Consider the following 13,741-nt stretch of genomic DNA (forward strand, 5'->3'; position numbering starts at 1 on the left):
GAAGAGCCTAATCCCATGCCCAATGGCCTTTGAGCGGCCCATTCACTCATCCATTCAGCGGCCCATTCACGGGCCGGTGGTTCAAATCACTTGGGCGCCAAGCGGATCGCACCGTCCAATCGGATCACTTCGCCGTTGAGCATGTCGTTCTCAATGATGTGCTTGGCCAGTTTGGCGTAGTCCTGCGGGGTGCCCAAGCGGCTGGGGAAGGGCACGCCTGCGGCCAGCGCGTCTTGCACTTCTTGGGGCATGCCAAACAGCATGGGCGTGCCGAAGATGCCGGGGGCAATCGTCATGTTGCGGATGCCGTTGCGCGCCAGGTCGCGGGCAATCGGCAGGGTCATGCCCACCACGCCGCCTTTGGAGGCGGCGTAAGCGGCCTGACCAATCTGACCGTCGTAGGCCGCCACGCTGGCGGTGGAAATCAGCACGCCGCGCTCGCCGGTGGCCTCGGGCTCGTTTTTGCACATGGCCTCTGACGCCAAGCGGATCATGTTGAAGGTGCCCACCAGGTTGACCATGATGGTCTTGGTGTAGACGGCTAGGCTGTGTGCGCCGTTTTTGCCGACGGTTTTTTCGGCCGGGGCGATGCCTGCGCAGTTGATGAGGCCAGACAGACGGCCCATGGACACGGCCTGGGCCACCACGGCTTGGCCGTCGGCTTCGTTGCTCACGTCGCATTTGACAAAAGCGCCGCCGAGTTCCTTGGCAATCGCTTCGCCTTTTTCAGCCTGCATGTCGGCGATCACCACCTTGCCACCATTGGCCGCCAGCATGCGCGCCGTGCCTTCGCCCAGACCCGATGCGCCGCCGGTGACGATGAAAACCTTGCCTTGAATGTCCATGTTCAACTCCAGAATTTGATTGACGTTACGTCAACGTCAATTATGCACATTTGCCACGGTCTTCCCCTGTTTGCAGTGAGCCCCGAACGCATGGGCCGTCATCTTTGAAAAACCAGTCGCTCGGCGTTCACATGAAGGAGGCCATCTCGTGTTTCAATCCAAGTTCTTCATGGCTTCCATACGCTTTCGAATCGGGTCCACATGAGTTCAAGGTCTCAGGGCACATGGCCCATCACTGCCAAGCTTTTTTTGATTTCAGGGGCGCTCAGTGCCTGTGCCAGTGTGGTGTTCAGTGCTGCTTTTGCCCATTTGCCTGTTTTCTCGGCAGGCATACCGCCCATGGTGCAGACGGCATTGACCCAGCAGCAATTCCACTCTTTGGGCCTTGTCGGGGTGGGCTTGTCTTTGGGGCTTCTGGGCGCCTCGCGTTGCTTGATCGGCGCTGGCTGGCTCATGCTGGCGGGTTTGTTGTTGTTCAGTTTGAACATTTACGCCCGTCATGTGTTCGGCGTTGACACTTTCAGGGCCGCTGTTCCGTGGGGCGGCGGGGCCTGGATCTTGGCTTGGCTGCTGGCTGCGGTGGGTTTCGCCCGCCGGTAAACCGCTGGGGTTCTTTCGCGGCACATCACGCCACACCACGTCTCATCAAGACACATTCAACAGGCTGACGGTTTTCCCTATCGACACGATAGGAACTACTCATCAGTGAAAACCCTTGATTGAATTATGATTGCTACCAATGAGTTTTCTCATTCGATAGTTTTTTTAAACCAACCCAAGGAAACACCATGTCCCTGATCAACACACAAGTCCAGCCTTTCAAAAACCAAGCCTTCCACAACGGCAAGTTCGTTGAAATCACCGAAGCCACCCTCAAGGGCAAGTGGAACGTGTTCATCTTCATGCCCGCCGCGTTCACCTTCAACTGCCCCACAGAAATCGAAGACGCTGCTGACAACTACGCTGCTTTCCAAAAAGCCGGCGCTGAGGTGTACATCATCACCACCGACACCCACTTCTCGCACAAAGTGTGGCACGAGACTTCGCCTGCTGTGGGCAAAGCCAAGTTCCCATTGATCGGCGACCCCACACACAAGCTGACACGCGCTTTTGGCGTGCACATCGAAGAAGACGGCCTGGCTTTGCGCGGCACTTTCGTGATCAACCCAGACGGCATGATCAAGACCATGGAAGTCCATTCCAATGAAATCGCCCGTGACGTGTCTGAGACATTGCGCAAGCTGACCGCCGCCCAGTACACCGCCGCCAACCCCGGTCAAGTGTGCCCAGCCAAGTGGAAAGAAGGCGCCAAGACTTTGGCTCCCTCCATCGACCTGGTCGGCAAGATCTAAATCTGGACTGCATCGCCCTGCCTGGCAGGGCGTTGAGCACAGCGCAACGAGGCCACAAGCCGGGTGTGCGCTGTCCTCAACGATTCCCCCCAACCCTTTATTTGGGTCCCGCCACAAGCGAGGACTTGAGTTTTTTGCAGCCTGAAACAGGAGAACACCATGCTCGACGACACCCTCAAAGCCCAACTGCAACAGTACTTGGCCTTGCTGCGCCAGCCCATCCGCCTGATCGCCTCACTCGACGACAGCGAAACCGGCGCCGAGATGAAGGAACTGCTCGAGACCATCGTGGGCCTGTCCGACAAGGTCAGCCTGGACACCACCGGCAACGACGCACGCAAGCCTTCTTTTGCTGTGGTGCGCGAGGGTGAAAGCCAAGGCGTGCGCTTCGCGGGCCTGCCGCTCGGCCACGAATTCACTTCTTTGGTCTTGGCATTGCTCTGGACCGGCGGCCACCCACCCAAGGTCGAGCCCGAAGTGATCGACGCCATCCAAGGCCTCGACGCCGACTTGAGCTTCGAGGTCTACATGTCCTTGTCTTGTCACAACTGCCCGGACGTGGTGCAGGCCTTGTCGCTCATGGCCATCTTCAACCCCAAGGTCAAAACGGTGGTGATCGAAGGCGGTGCCTTCCAGAAGGAAGTGCAAGAGCGCCAGATCATGGCCGTGCCCATGGTCTTTTTGAACGGGCAGGTCTTCGGCTCGGGCCGCATGACGGTGGAAGAGATCGTCGCCAAACTCGACACAGGCGCCGCCACCCGTGAAGCGGCCAAGCTGGACGCCAAAGACCCCTACGAGGTGCTCATCGTCGGCGGTGGCCCAGCAGGCGCAGCGGCCGCCGTGTACGCCGCCCGCAAAGGCATCCGCGTGGGTGTGGCGGCTGAGCGCTTTGGCGGCCAGACCAACGACACCATGGCGATTGAAAACTATATATCGGTGCTGGAGACCGATGGGCCCAAATTTGCAGCCGCCTTGGAAGCCCAGGTGCGTCAATACGGCGTGGACATCATGAACTTGCAGCGCGCCGACAAACTGACGCCCGCAGGGGCCGACGGTTTGGTGCACATCCAAATGGAAAACGGTGCCACGCTCAAGGCCAAAACGGTGATCTTGTCGACCGGTGCCCGCTGGCGCAACGTGAACGTGCCCGGTGAAGCCGAGTACAAAAACAAGGGCGTGGCTTACTGCCCGCATTGCGACGGCCCCTTGTTCAAGGGCAAGCGCACCGCAGTCATCGGCGGCGGCAACTCGGGCATTGAAGCGGCGATTGACCTGGCGGGCATCGTTGAGCACGTCACCGTGATCGAGTTCGCCGAGCAGCTCAAGGCCGATGCGGTGTTGGTGAAAAAACTCCACAGCCTGCCCAACGTCACGGTGCACACCAACGCGCAAACCACCGAGATCACCGGCGACGGCAGCAAGGTCAACGGCATCCGTTACAAAGACCGCGCCACGGGCACCGAGCACCATGTCGAGCTGGCGGGTGTGTTCGTGCAAATCGGCTTGGTGCCCAACACCGAGTTCTTGAAGGGCACGGTGGAACTCTCCAAGTTCGGCGAGATCGTGGTGGATGCCAAGGGCCACACCAATGTGCCGGGCGTGTTCGCGGCGGGTGACTGCACCACGGTGCCGTACAAGCAGATCGTGATCGCCGCAGGCGAAGGCGCCAAGGCCGCACTCAGCGCCTTTGACAACCTGATTCGCTCTTGATCGCCTCTTGATCGGCTCCGCGCGGACATGAAAAAACCGGACCTCGCGTCCGGTTTTTTTTATTGAGCAACGGTCGGTCTGGCTTACTTGAAGCCGACACGGTCCAGCATTTGCTGCACCTTGATTTGGTTCATGCCCACGGCGCTGATCGGGATCAGCTCGCTTTTGAAGCTGCCGCCGGTCATCGCTTTCAGAGCCGGGTTGTCAAAGCTCACGCCTTTGGCTGCAGGCCACTCGTTGTTGCCATTGGCAAAGTGGTTTTGCGCTGCTGGGCTGGCCAGGTATTCCAGGAACTTCACCGCGTTGTCGGTGTTTTTGGCATGGCGGGCCACAGCGCCACCGGCCACGTTCACATGCGTGCCCCAGCTGCTTTGGTTGGGGAAGACGACGCCGATTTTTTCGGTCACCGCTTTGTCGGCCGGGTTGCTGGACCGCATCATGCGGGCCAAGTAATAACTGTTGGTCACAGCCACGCCGCACTCACCCGAGGCCACGCCTTTGATCTGGTCGGTGTCACCGCCTTTGGGGCTGCGGGCCATGTTGTCCACCAAGCCTTTGAGCCAGACTTCCGTTTTGGCAGGTCCCAGGTGCTCGGTCATGGCGCCAAACAGGCTCAGGTTGTAGGGGTGCGAGCCAGATCGGATGCACAGGCTCCCCTTGAATTTGGCGTCGGCCAGCTTCTCGTAGCTGTCCACATCGGTTTTGCTGTACTTGAGCTTGTCGTACACGATCACTCGCGCCCGTGTGGACAGGCCAAACCAAGCGGTGCCGCCGTTGTCGGCCGCTTTGGCGCGCAGGTTGGCGGGGATGGCTTCTTCGAGTTTGCTGGATTTGATGGGCAAAAACAGGCCATCGACCTCGGCACGCCACAGGCGGGCAGCGTCCACCAGCAAAATCACGTCGGCCGGTGAGGCCGCGCCTTCGGCTTTGAGACGGGCGAGAATACCGGCATCGTCGGCGTCCACGCGGTTGATCTTGATGCCGGTGGCTTTGGTGAAGTCGCTGTACATGACTTCATCGGTCGGGTAGTGGCGGGCCGAGTAGATGTTCAGTGTTTTGTCTTGAGCCCAAGTGGTCATGGCGAGCAGGGTGCACGTCAAGCCCAAGAAAGTTTTTTTGAAAGTCATGTGATGTCCTGTGCAGTTGATGAGAGTTTAGTGCAAATGAGAACGATTCTCAACAAGTCCCTTGAAAATCTTCGGAAATTCATGCCATTAGGGCCCATCTTCTCGAGCGGGCGCTTTGGCGCGGGCCTTTGCATGGCGCTCGCCTTGTCGGGGTGCGGCAGCTTGTCAACGACCACACCCTCGGTCGAAGGGGCCAAAAGTCCTATGCAAGCTGATCGGCGAGAGCTGAAGTTGGGCTTGGCTTTAGGGGGTGGGGCGGCCAGAGGTTTTGCACACCTGGGGGTGATCGAGGTGCTGGAAGAAGCCGGATTGCGCCCCGGCCACGTGGTGGGCACATCCGCAGGCAGTTTGGTGGCGGCCTTGTATGCCAGTGGCAAAAGCACGGCCGAGCTGGCCCGCATGGCCGAAACCATGCAGGAGGCGGACATCACAGACTGGATGCTGCCCATCCTGAACCGTGGTGCTTTGCGCGGTGAGGCCTTGGCCCGCTACGTCAACACCCAGGTGGGTGGGCGCAATTTGGAGCAAATGAAAATCCCGCTCGGCATTGTGGCCACCGACTTGAAAAGCGGCGATGCGATCACGTTCCGGCGCGGCAACACAGGCGCTGCTGTGCGGGCCTCCAGTGCAGTGCCGGCGGTGTTTCAGCCGGTGCGCATTGGCGAGCGCGAATACGTGGACGGTGGTTTGGTGGCCCCGGTTCCGGTACGCCAGACCCGTGAGATGGGCGCTAACTTTGTGATCGCGGTGGACATCTCCAGCGACCCAGAGGGCAACCCCTCTTCGGACACATTTCAAATCCTGATGCAGACCTTCACGATCATGGGCAAAACCATCAACACTTTGGCCTTGAAAGAAGCCGATTTCGTGGTCCGCCCGGCTTTGACCGGCGTCAAAAGTGCGGACTTCAGCGCCCGGATGCGTTCGATCGAGGCAGGGCGGGTGGCGATGCGGGCAGCGCTGCCTGCATTGAAAGCGCGCATGGCGCAGTTCGAAGAAGGCCGCTGAACCGGTCAGCCGAGACGAAAAAAAGGGCCGATCTTGCGATTGACCCTTGAAGGGATCCTTGTTTCCCTGTTGAAATTCAAAAGGATCCGAGGAGACAACTTGTCTTGAGATCCGTGCGGCGCGTTGTGCGCACACGGATCAGAAAAAAATCACTTCTTTTTGGCAGCTTTGGGCGCGGCCGACTGGGTCACCGAAGCCAGGTTGGATTCGGCCAGGTCAGTGGCTTGCTTGACGGCTTTTTGCACCGATTCAAAAGCGGTGTTGGCGGCTGTCACAGCACCCTTCATCATGGCCACGGCTTGCTCAGAGCCGGCTGGGGCGTTTTGAGCGGCGGTGTCCACCAAGCTGGCGAACTGCTTTTGGGCAGCGGCGGTTTGCGATTCGAAAGCTTTGGTGAATTCGTTGCTGGTGCCGGAAGCGATGTCATACAGGTGACGGCTATAAGCAGCGGTTTTCTCGGCCAATGGCTGGAACAGGTTGGCTTGCATGGCCACCAGTTCTTGGGCGTCTTTGACGCTCAGGGCGGATTGGGTGTTGCTGGCGGACTCGTCCAAAGCGGCTTTGGCGGCGGAGAGGTTCAATTCCACCAGTTTTTCCATGCCTTCGAAGGCCTTGGCGGTCAGGCCAAACAGGGTTTCCACATTGGCTTTGTGCGAAGCGACGATTTGTTCAGCGGTCATCATGAGAATCTCCAGATAAAAGTTTGGTTTCAAAGAGACTGCGCCGTAACTGGCCGGGGCCGTACAACTTTGTTGCAGTGCAGCATGGTTTGAATTTTAGGGTTTCCACGGGGTATTGCAAGGGGATGGTCCTGCTTGCCGCTCAGTTTAGAGAGGGTTTTCTAGAATCGCCTTGTGCGGGATCAAGTCACGCACCTATAAGAATGCACGCCTATTACGCCGACCACTTTGTTCTGCCTTTGCCCGAGGGCCACCGTTTCCCGATGCTCAAGTACAGCCGCTTGCGCGACCGCCTCACGCAAGAGCTGCCCGGCGTGGCCATGCGCGAAGCCCCCGCCGCCAGCGATGGAGAGCTGGCCTTGGTGCACACACCCGCCTACATCCAGGGTGTGAGCACAGGCACTTTGGACGCGGCCGTGCAACGCGAGATCGGTTTCCCATGGAGCCCCGCCATGGCCGAGCGGGCCCGCCGATCGGTGGGGGCCACCGTGGCCGCCGCCCGTGATGCATTGGCGCAAGGCTTGGCGGGCAACCTCGCAGGCGGCACGCACCACGCTTATTCGCACAAGGGCGGCGGCTTTTGCGTGTTCAATGACATCGCCGTGACCGCTCGCCTGATGCAGGCCGAGGCTTGGCGGCACCAGCGCAAAACCCTGCACGTGGCCGTGATCGATTTGGACGTGCACCAAGGCAATGGGACGGCCCATGTGTTTGCGGGCGACCCCACCGTGTTTACCTTGTCCTTGCATGGCGAAAAAAACTTCCCCTTCCGCAAAGAGGCCAGCGATTTGGATGTGGGCTTGCCTGACGGCTGCACCGATGAGCCCTATCTGGCCGCTCTGCACCAGGCGCTGCAAACCCTGCAAGACCGGTTCGATCCGGATTTGGTCATTTATCTGGCCGGCGCCGATCCGCACGAGGGTGACCGGCTGGGGCGACTTAAGCTCACCTTGGACGGCATGCAAGCCCGAGACCGGGTGGTCCTGGACTGGGCCTGGCAGCGCAGGCTGCCGGTGGTCATGTGCATGGGGGGCGGCTATGGTCATGACATCGAGACCACTGTTCAGGTGCAAATGCAGACTTGGGGCGTGGCCTTGTCCTACTGGCAACGCTGGCACAATCTCGGGCCATGAACACCCCAGCCAGCCCCTCTGTCAAAGTACAGCCGGACCCACGCAGCAGTTACAAAGCCTTTCGCGCCATCGGCACGCGCTGGATGGACAACGATGTCTATGGCCATGTGAACAACGTGGTGTACTACAGCTGGTTCGACACTGCAGTGAACGCCACCTTGATCGAGCAAGGCGTGCTCGACATCCACGCAGGCAGCACCATCGGCTTGGTGGTGGAAACCCAGTGTTTTTACTTTGCGCCGCTGGCTTTTCCGCAAACCATCGAAGCGGGCATCCGCGTGGCCAAGCTGGGCACCTCCAGCGTGCGCTACGAGGTGGGTCTGTTCGCCCAAGGGGAAGAGCTGACCGCCGCCCGGGGCCACTTTGTGCATGTGTATGTGGACCGCGAAACCCGCCGCCCGGTGCCCCTGCCAGCCGCACTCAAAGCATTTTTGGAGACATTGACATGAGCATTCTGAACATCGGACCCCAGGTCAGCACCCGTGTGAACGACGCCGCGAGCGTGGACGCCGCCATCCTCAGCCGTTTTTCGGCCCGGGCTTATTTGCCCCAAGCGGTGGCGCGGAGTGTTTTGCAAGAGGTGCTGAGCGTTGCCGCCCGCTCACCCAGCGGCACCAACACCCAGCCTTGGAAGGTCTATGTGATGCAGGGCGACAAGCGCGACGAGTTGGTGGCCAAGACCTGCGCCGCACACGATGCCATCAGCGCCAATCCGGCCCTGGCCTCTGAATACGCCGAAGCCTACGACTATTACCCCGAAAAATGGGTCAGCCCCTACATCGATCGCCGCCGCGAGTGTGGTTTTGGCCTGTATGGGGTGCTCGGCATCGGCAAGGGCGACAAGGCCTTGATGCACGCCCAGCACCAAAAGAACTTCCGATTCTTTGACGCGCCCGTCGGTCTGATTTTCACCATCGACAAAGTCATGGGCCGGGGCAGCTTGCTGGACTACGGCATGTTTTTGCAAAGCATCATGGTGGCCGCGCGCTCGCGTGGTCTGCACACCTGTCCGCAAGCGGCCTGGAACGGCTTTTCCAAAATCATCTTGCCCCATGTGGGCGCAGGGGAGAACGAGATGGTGGTCTGCGGCATGGCGCTGGGCTATGCCGACGAGGCGGCATTGGTCAACACCTTCCAGACCACCCGTGTGCCCGCGCAAGACTTCACCCATTGGGTGGAATGACGCCTCCATAAAGACAAGGGCTTGGTTTGGGATTCGAAGCACTCGCGCTGCAACTGCTCAATGGCCTGAGCCACGCCACCACCTTGTTCTTGATGGCTTCGGGCTTGACGCTGATTTTTGGCGTGACCCGCATCGTCAATTTCGCGCACGGCAGTTTCTTCATGTTGGGGGCTTTGTGGTCGGCGCACGCGCTGACCCACTGGTGGCCCGCCATGGCCGATACCGCTTGGGGCTATGGCGCGGTGATCTTGATGGGGGCTGGTGTGGCCGCCTTGCTGGGCGCGGCGACCGAAGTCTTGCTGCTCAAGCGCATGCGCCACGCGCCGCAGCTCTACCCCCTGGTGGCCACCTTTGGCCTGACGCTGGCGCTGCACGACGCAATGCGCTGGTTTTTTGGCCCCGAAGAGGTGTTTGCGCCGCGCTTTCCTGGCCTTAAAGGCGCCATCCCGCTGGGCGAGTCGTATTTCCCGACCTGGCAAGTCTTCACCTTGGTGCTGGGCCCGCTGGTCTGGCTGGGCTTGCACCTCTTGCTCACACGCACCCTCTGGGGCCAGCGCGTGAAAGCCGCCACACAGGACCGCGAGATGCTGGGCGCCCTGGGTGTGAACCCCGCGCCACTCATGCTGGGTGTGGTCATGCTGGGCTGCGGCTTGGCGGGTTTGGCCGGGGCGCTGCAATTGCCGCGCGAGCCCGCCCATTTGCAAATGGACGTGAACGTGGTGGTCGAGACCTTTGTGGTGGTGGTCACAGGCGGGCTGGGCAGCATTGGCGGGGCCTTTGTGGCGGCGCTTCTGATCGGGGTGATCCACGCTGTGGGCCTGAGTTTTTTCCCGCAGGCGACTTTGGTGCTGGTGTTTTTGACCATGGCGGTGGTGCTGGTCTGGCGGCCGCAAGGCTTGGCCGGGACGGCCGCCCATGCCGAGCAGCGCGAAAGCGTGCCGGTTTTTGCACTGTGGCCTGTGGGCATGGCGGGTCGGGCAATGGGGGTGGCGGTCTTTGTTGGCCTGACGCTGCTGGCTTGGGGGCAGGGCGATTACGGCCGCAGCCTGGCCGAAGACGTGATGGTGATGATGCTGTTTGGCCTGAGCCTGCAGTGGATGATGGCGCTGGGGGGGCTGGTCAGCTTTGGCCACGCGGCTTTTTTTGCACTGGGCGCGTATGGCGCGGCGCTGTCGCACCTGCACTGGGGTGCGGGTTTGCCGGCGGCTTTGGCCGCGGGCATGGCGCTGGCGCTGGCCGTGGCCTTGGCGTTTGGGGCTTTGGTGGTGCGCAGCAGTGGGGTCTACCTGGCCATGCTGTCACTGGCGCTGGCGCAAATGATTTGGGCGGGGGCCACGCAGTGGGTGGGGCTCACCGGGGGCGACAACGGCCTGATCGGCCTGCGTTTGATCGTCCCCGAGTCGCGTGCGCTGTGGGACGCGGCGCTGGGCGGCTTCATGCTTTTGGCGGTGGCGGGCATGGCCCGCGTGGCCCGCTCCAGCCGGGGCGCGGCTTTGCAGGCTGTGCGCGATGCGCCCTTGCGCGCTGCGGCCAGCGGCTTGCCTGTTCAAGCTTTGCGCTACCAGGTGTTTGTGGGCAGTGCCACCGTGGCAGGTCTGGCCGGGGGGCTGTGGGCCGCTTTCAAGGGGGCGGTGTTTCCCTCCGTGGCCTCGGTTGCCATGTCGGTGGACGCTTTGCTGGTGATTTTGCTGGGCGGTGTGCACCAGCTCTGGGGCTCGGCGGTGGGCAGTGCCCTTTTGGTGTGGGGCGGGGCTGAGTTGGGGCAGGGGCTGGACTATTGGCGCGGTGTTTTGGGCTTGGTCATCATGCTGGTGATGGTGCTGGCGCCCAGTGGCGTACTGGGGGGGCTGCAAATGGGCCTGGCCAGCTTCGCTTCACAGAGGCGCCGCAAATGAACCGCCAAACAGCTTTGCAGGTCAGCGGTCTGAGCAAGCACTTTGGCGGTGTGCGGGCGCTGGACGGCGTGGACTTTGCGGTGCCCGCAGGCCAGTGCGTGGCGCTGATCGGCCCCAACGGTGCGGGCAAGTCCACCTGTTTTGCCTGCTTGGCCGGACAACAGGTGGCCACGGCGGGTGAGGTGCTCTGGCAAGGCCAGCCGCTGTTGGGCAAAGCGCCTGCCGAGCGGCAGCGCCTGGGCGTGGCCCGCACCTTTCAGGTGGCACAAACTTTTGAAGCGCTCACGGTGCTGCAAAACATCCAGCTGGTGCTGCGCGGTGCTGCCCCCTTGGCCTGGTGGGACCGGCTGGACCGCCGCCAGCCCGAGCGGGCGCTGCGGTTGGCCGCTCAAGCGGGCTTGCAAGCGCAAGCCGATACCACCGTGACCGATTTGCCTTATGGCGCCAAAAAACGGCTGGAACTGGCCATGGCCTTGGCGGGCTTGCCTGGCGCTGTACAGGCTGCTGCCCCTGGCGCTGCACCTCTTGAAATGGCCGAGCAGGGTGCCCCTGCAGCGCCGTCCTTGCTGCTGCTGGACGAACCCGCTGCAGGTCTGGCCCCTGCCGAGCGGGCCGACATGATGGCGCTGGTGCGCCAGGTGGCTTCGCAAGGCGTGACGGTGCTGTACACCGAGCACAACATGGACGCCGTGTTTGGCGCGGCCGACCGGGTGCTGGTGCTGATGCAAGGCCGCCTGGTGGCCGACGGCCTGCCCGAGGTGGTGGCACAAGACCCGCAGGTGCGTGAGCGTTACCTCGGGCGCGACTTCGACATGAAAGGCCTGCGCGATGCTCAGCGTTGAAGGCCTGAACGCCTGGTATGGCCAAGCCCAGGCCTTGTTCGACGTGGCTTTGTCGGTGGGCGAGGGCGAGTTGGTCGTCATTCAGGGCCTGAACGGTGCCGGCAAATCCACCCTGCTGCAAAGCCTGATCGGCATCGGTCCTCGGGCGCAAGGCGCCATCCATTGGCAAGGCGAAGCCCTGCAGACCTGGCCCGCACACCGCCGCGCCCGCGCGGGTTTGGGGTTCGTGGCCGAAGACCGGCGTTTGTTCACCGGCTTGTCGGTGAAGGAAAACCTGTGGATCGCCGCAGATTCGGGTTCCAGCGCTCAGGGCACGCCCGCGCAGCGCTTTGACCGGGTGATGGCCTTGTTTCCGCAATTGCAAACCATGCTGCACCGCCCGGCCAGCCAAATGAGCGGTGGCGAGCAGCAAATGCTGGCGCTGGCCCGCACCCTCATGACCGGCCCCCGCCTGCTGCTGCTGGACGAACCGTGTGAGGGCATTTCACCGGTGCTCGTGGCGGCCATGCGCGACGCTTTGCTGCAACTGGCGCGTGAAGGCGTGGCCATGCTGGTGGCCGAGCAAAACAGCATCCTGGCCCGGCATGCGCAGCGGGTTTTGGTGTTGACCAGTGGGCGGATGGCTGGCGCCGCTTAAGGCTTGACGCACCCGCATGTGCGGGGTGGGCATCCCTTACACTGCCTGACAACAACGAGCGGCCCCAGCCGCCAGAGACAACACACCATGATCATCACCAGTCTGCTCGATACCGACCTGTACAAATTCACCATGATGCAGGTGGTGCTGCACCAATTTCCCGGGGCGCAGGTGGACTACAAGTTCAAATGCCGCAACCCTGGCGTGCCTTTGGCACCTTTTGTCGACGAGATTCGGCAAGAGATCCGCTCTCTGTGTTCTTTGAGCTTCAAGGAAACCGAGTTGCAATACTTGCGCTCGCTGCGTTTCATCAAAAGTGATTTTGTTGATTTTTTAGGGCTGTTCAAGCTCAATGAAAAATGCATCCAGGTCACTGCGCTGCCCTCCGGTGAAATCGACATCACCATTCAAGGGCCTTGGCTGCACACGATTCTTTTTGAAATCCCGGTGCTGGCCATCGTGAACGAGGTCTTTTTCCGCAACACCCAAAAAGTGCCCGACCTGATGGAAGGTCGCCATCGCCTGGACACCAAAATTGCCCAGCTCAAAGCGCCAGGCCTTGAGACCCTCAAGATTGCCGATTACGGCACCCGCCGCCGCTTTTCCCGCGCTTGGCACGAAGAAGTGTTGCGCGTGCTGTCCGCGCGCTTGGGCACCGGCCCGAGTGGCCAGTTTGCGGGCACCAGCAATGTCTATTTCGCCTATTTGTTGGGCTTGACCCCGCTGGGCACCATGGCGCACGAGTACCTGCAGGCCTGCCAGGCCTTGGGCCCGCGCTTGCGGGACAGCCAAATTTTTGCCTTCGAGTCGTGGGCCAAAGAGTACCGAGGCGACCTGGGCATCGCCTTGAGTGATGTGTACGGTTTCAACGCCTTTTTGCGCGACTTTGACCTGTATTTCTGCAAATTGTTCGATGGCGCCCGCCACGACAGTGGCGACCCCTTCAGCTGGGGCGAGCGCATGATCTCGCACTACCAGCAAAACCGGGTCGACCCGAAAACCAAGACGCTGATTTACAGCGATGGCTTGACGGTTCCCCGAACCATCGAATTGTTTGAGCAATTCCGAGGACGTTGCCAGCTCGCTTTTGGCGTGGGCACCAACCTGACCAACGACCTGGGCTATGAGCCGCTGCAAATTGTCATCAAGATGACCCGTTGCAATGGCCAGCCTGTGGCCAAATTGTCCGATTCGCCAGGCAAAGGCATGTGCGAGGATGAAAAGTATCTGGCCTATTTGCGCCAGGTTTTTGAGATCAACCCCAGCCCCTGAACGGTGCTGCGGGGCCGTTAACATACGGCACCATTTCACGGGAGATTTGAACGATGA

The 13,741-nt window shown here is 61.1% G+C and carries 14 protein-coding genes; 11 read left to right on the top strand and 3 right to left on the bottom strand.

Annotated elements, in window-relative coordinates:
- Positions 1 to 86: 86 nt before the first annotated feature.
- Positions 87 to 845 (bottom strand): 3-hydroxyacyl-CoA dehydrogenase, encoded by a 759-nt coding sequence (locus B9Z31_RS07715; protein WP_100118977.1) that lies wholly within the window; start codon positions 843 to 845, stop codon positions 87 to 89.
- A 201-nt stretch (positions 846 to 1,046) separates the two neighbouring features.
- On the opposite strand from B9Z31_RS07715, the gene B9Z31_RS07720 reads away from it, so the two are divergent.
- The 3 genes from B9Z31_RS07720 (at position 1,047) to ahpF (ending at position 3,907) form a co-directional block, all read left to right on the top strand.
- Positions 1,047 to 1,445, top strand: a complete 399-nt coding sequence (locus B9Z31_RS07720; protein ID WP_100118978.1) for a DUF423 domain-containing protein — start codon at positions 1,047 to 1,049, stop codon at positions 1,443 to 1,445.
- A gap of 188 nt (positions 1,446 to 1,633) precedes the next feature.
- The gene (gene ahpC, locus B9Z31_RS07725) at positions 1,634 to 2,197 is read left to right on the top strand and encodes an alkyl hydroperoxide reductase subunit C (protein WP_100118979.1); all 564 of its coding nucleotides are present in this window, start codon (positions 1,634 to 1,636) and stop codon (positions 2,195 to 2,197) included.
- A gap of 159 nt (positions 2,198 to 2,356) precedes the next feature.
- Positions 2,357 to 3,907, top strand: coding sequence for an alkyl hydroperoxide reductase subunit F (gene ahpF / locus B9Z31_RS07730; RefSeq protein WP_100118980.1), 1,551 nt, complete (start codon positions 2,357 to 2,359; stop codon positions 3,905 to 3,907).
- An 83-nt stretch (positions 3,908 to 3,990) separates the two neighbouring features.
- Here ahpF and B9Z31_RS07735 read toward each other — a convergent pair whose 3' ends face one another.
- Entirely contained in the window at positions 3,991 to 5,034 is a 1,044-nt protein-coding gene (locus tag B9Z31_RS07735; RefSeq protein WP_100118981.1) for an extracellular solute-binding protein, read from the bottom strand.
- Between the two features lie 81 nt (positions 5,035 to 5,115).
- Here B9Z31_RS07735 and B9Z31_RS07740 point away from each other — a divergent pair, with 81 nt between their 5' ends.
- Positions 5,116 to 6,042, top strand: a complete 927-nt coding sequence (locus B9Z31_RS07740) for a patatin-like phospholipase family protein (protein ID WP_100118982.1) — start codon at positions 5,116 to 5,118, stop codon at positions 6,040 to 6,042.
- Between the two features lie 149 nt (positions 6,043 to 6,191).
- Here B9Z31_RS07740 and phaP read toward each other — a convergent pair whose 3' ends face one another.
- Positions 6,192 to 6,725: a TIGR01841 family phasin gene (gene phaP, locus B9Z31_RS07745; RefSeq protein WP_100118983.1), complete on the bottom strand. Its 534-nt coding sequence runs from the start codon at positions 6,723 to 6,725 to the stop codon at positions 6,192 to 6,194.
- 200 nt (positions 6,726 to 6,925) lie between these two features.
- Between phaP and B9Z31_RS07750 the strand changes: the two genes are divergently transcribed.
- The 7 genes from B9Z31_RS07750 (at position 6,926) to pncB (ending at position 13,684) form a co-directional block, all read left to right on the top strand.
- Entirely contained in the window at positions 6,926 to 7,855 is a 930-nt protein-coding gene (locus tag B9Z31_RS07750; RefSeq protein ID WP_100118984.1) for a histone deacetylase, read from the top strand.
- Positions 7,852 to 8,304, top strand: a complete 453-nt coding sequence (locus B9Z31_RS07755; protein WP_100118985.1) for a thioesterase family protein — start codon at positions 7,852 to 7,854, stop codon at positions 8,302 to 8,304. The genes B9Z31_RS07750 and B9Z31_RS07755 overlap by 4 nt, the downstream gene beginning before the upstream one ends.
- Positions 8,301 to 9,038, top strand: a complete 738-nt coding sequence (locus tag B9Z31_RS07760; RefSeq protein ID WP_100118986.1) for a nitroreductase — start codon at positions 8,301 to 8,303, stop codon at positions 9,036 to 9,038. Before B9Z31_RS07755 ends, B9Z31_RS07760 begins: the two co-directional genes overlap by 4 nt.
- A gap of 26 nt (positions 9,039 to 9,064) precedes the next feature.
- Positions 9,065 to 10,933 (top strand): ABC transporter permease, encoded by a 1,869-nt coding sequence (locus B9Z31_RS07765; RefSeq protein WP_100118987.1) that lies wholly within the window; start codon positions 9,065 to 9,067, stop codon positions 10,931 to 10,933.
- Positions 10,930 to 11,775, top strand: coding sequence for an ABC transporter ATP-binding protein (locus tag B9Z31_RS07770; protein WP_100118988.1), 846 nt, complete (start codon positions 10,930 to 10,932; stop codon positions 11,773 to 11,775). The genes B9Z31_RS07765 and B9Z31_RS07770 overlap by 4 nt, the downstream gene beginning before the upstream one ends.
- The gene (locus B9Z31_RS07775) at positions 11,762 to 12,412 is read left to right on the top strand and encodes an ABC transporter ATP-binding protein (protein ID WP_100118989.1); all 651 of its coding nucleotides are present in this window, start codon (positions 11,762 to 11,764) and stop codon (positions 12,410 to 12,412) included. Before B9Z31_RS07770 ends, B9Z31_RS07775 begins: the two co-directional genes overlap by 14 nt.
- Before the next feature lie 87 nt (positions 12,413 to 12,499).
- The gene (gene pncB, locus B9Z31_RS07780; protein WP_100118990.1) at positions 12,500 to 13,684 is read left to right on the top strand and encodes a nicotinate phosphoribosyltransferase; all 1,185 of its coding nucleotides are present in this window, start codon (positions 12,500 to 12,502) and stop codon (positions 13,682 to 13,684) included.
- Positions 13,685 to 13,741: the final 57 nt, after the last annotated feature.

This window comes from Limnohabitans sp. G3-2 (assembly GCF_002778275.1).
In the GTDB taxonomy this organism is placed as follows: Bacteria; Pseudomonadota; Gammaproteobacteria; order Burkholderiales; family Burkholderiaceae_C; genus Limnohabitans_A.

Coding starts and splice junctions, on each gene's coding strand:
- ahpF (WP_100118980.1), top strand. CDS start 2,357: ATGCTCGACGACACCCTCAAAGCCCAACTGCAACAGTACTTGGCCTTG.
- B9Z31_RS07775 (WP_100118989.1), top strand. CDS start 11,762: ATGCTCAGCGTTGAAGGCCTGAACGCCTGGTATGGCCAAGCCCAGGCC.
- pncB (WP_100118990.1), top strand. CDS start 12,500: ATGATCATCACCAGTCTGCTCGATACCGACCTGTACAAATTCACCATG.
- phaP (WP_100118983.1), bottom strand. CDS start 6,725: ATGATGACCGCTGAACAAATCGTCGCTTCGCACAAAGCCAATGTGGAA.
- B9Z31_RS07715 (WP_100118977.1), bottom strand. CDS start 845: ATGGACATTCAAGGCAAGGTTTTCATCGTCACCGGCGGCGCATCGGGT.
- B9Z31_RS07740 (WP_100118982.1), top strand. CDS start 5,116: ATGCCATTAGGGCCCATCTTCTCGAGCGGGCGCTTTGGCGCGGGCCTT.
- B9Z31_RS07760 (WP_100118986.1), top strand. CDS start 8,301: ATGAGCATTCTGAACATCGGACCCCAGGTCAGCACCCGTGTGAACGAC.
- B9Z31_RS07770 (WP_100118988.1), top strand. CDS start 10,930: ATGAACCGCCAAACAGCTTTGCAGGTCAGCGGTCTGAGCAAGCACTTT.
- B9Z31_RS07735 (WP_100118981.1), bottom strand. CDS start 5,034: ATGACTTTCAAAAAAACTTTCTTGGGCTTGACGTGCACCCTGCTCGCC.
- B9Z31_RS07750 (WP_100118984.1), top strand. CDS start 6,926: ATGCACGCCTATTACGCCGACCACTTTGTTCTGCCTTTGCCCGAGGGC.
- ahpC (WP_100118979.1), top strand. CDS start 1,634: ATGTCCCTGATCAACACACAAGTCCAGCCTTTCAAAAACCAAGCCTTC.
- B9Z31_RS07720 (WP_100118978.1), top strand. CDS start 1,047: ATGAGTTCAAGGTCTCAGGGCACATGGCCCATCACTGCCAAGCTTTTT.
- B9Z31_RS07755 (WP_100118985.1), top strand. CDS start 7,852: ATGAACACCCCAGCCAGCCCCTCTGTCAAAGTACAGCCGGACCCACGC.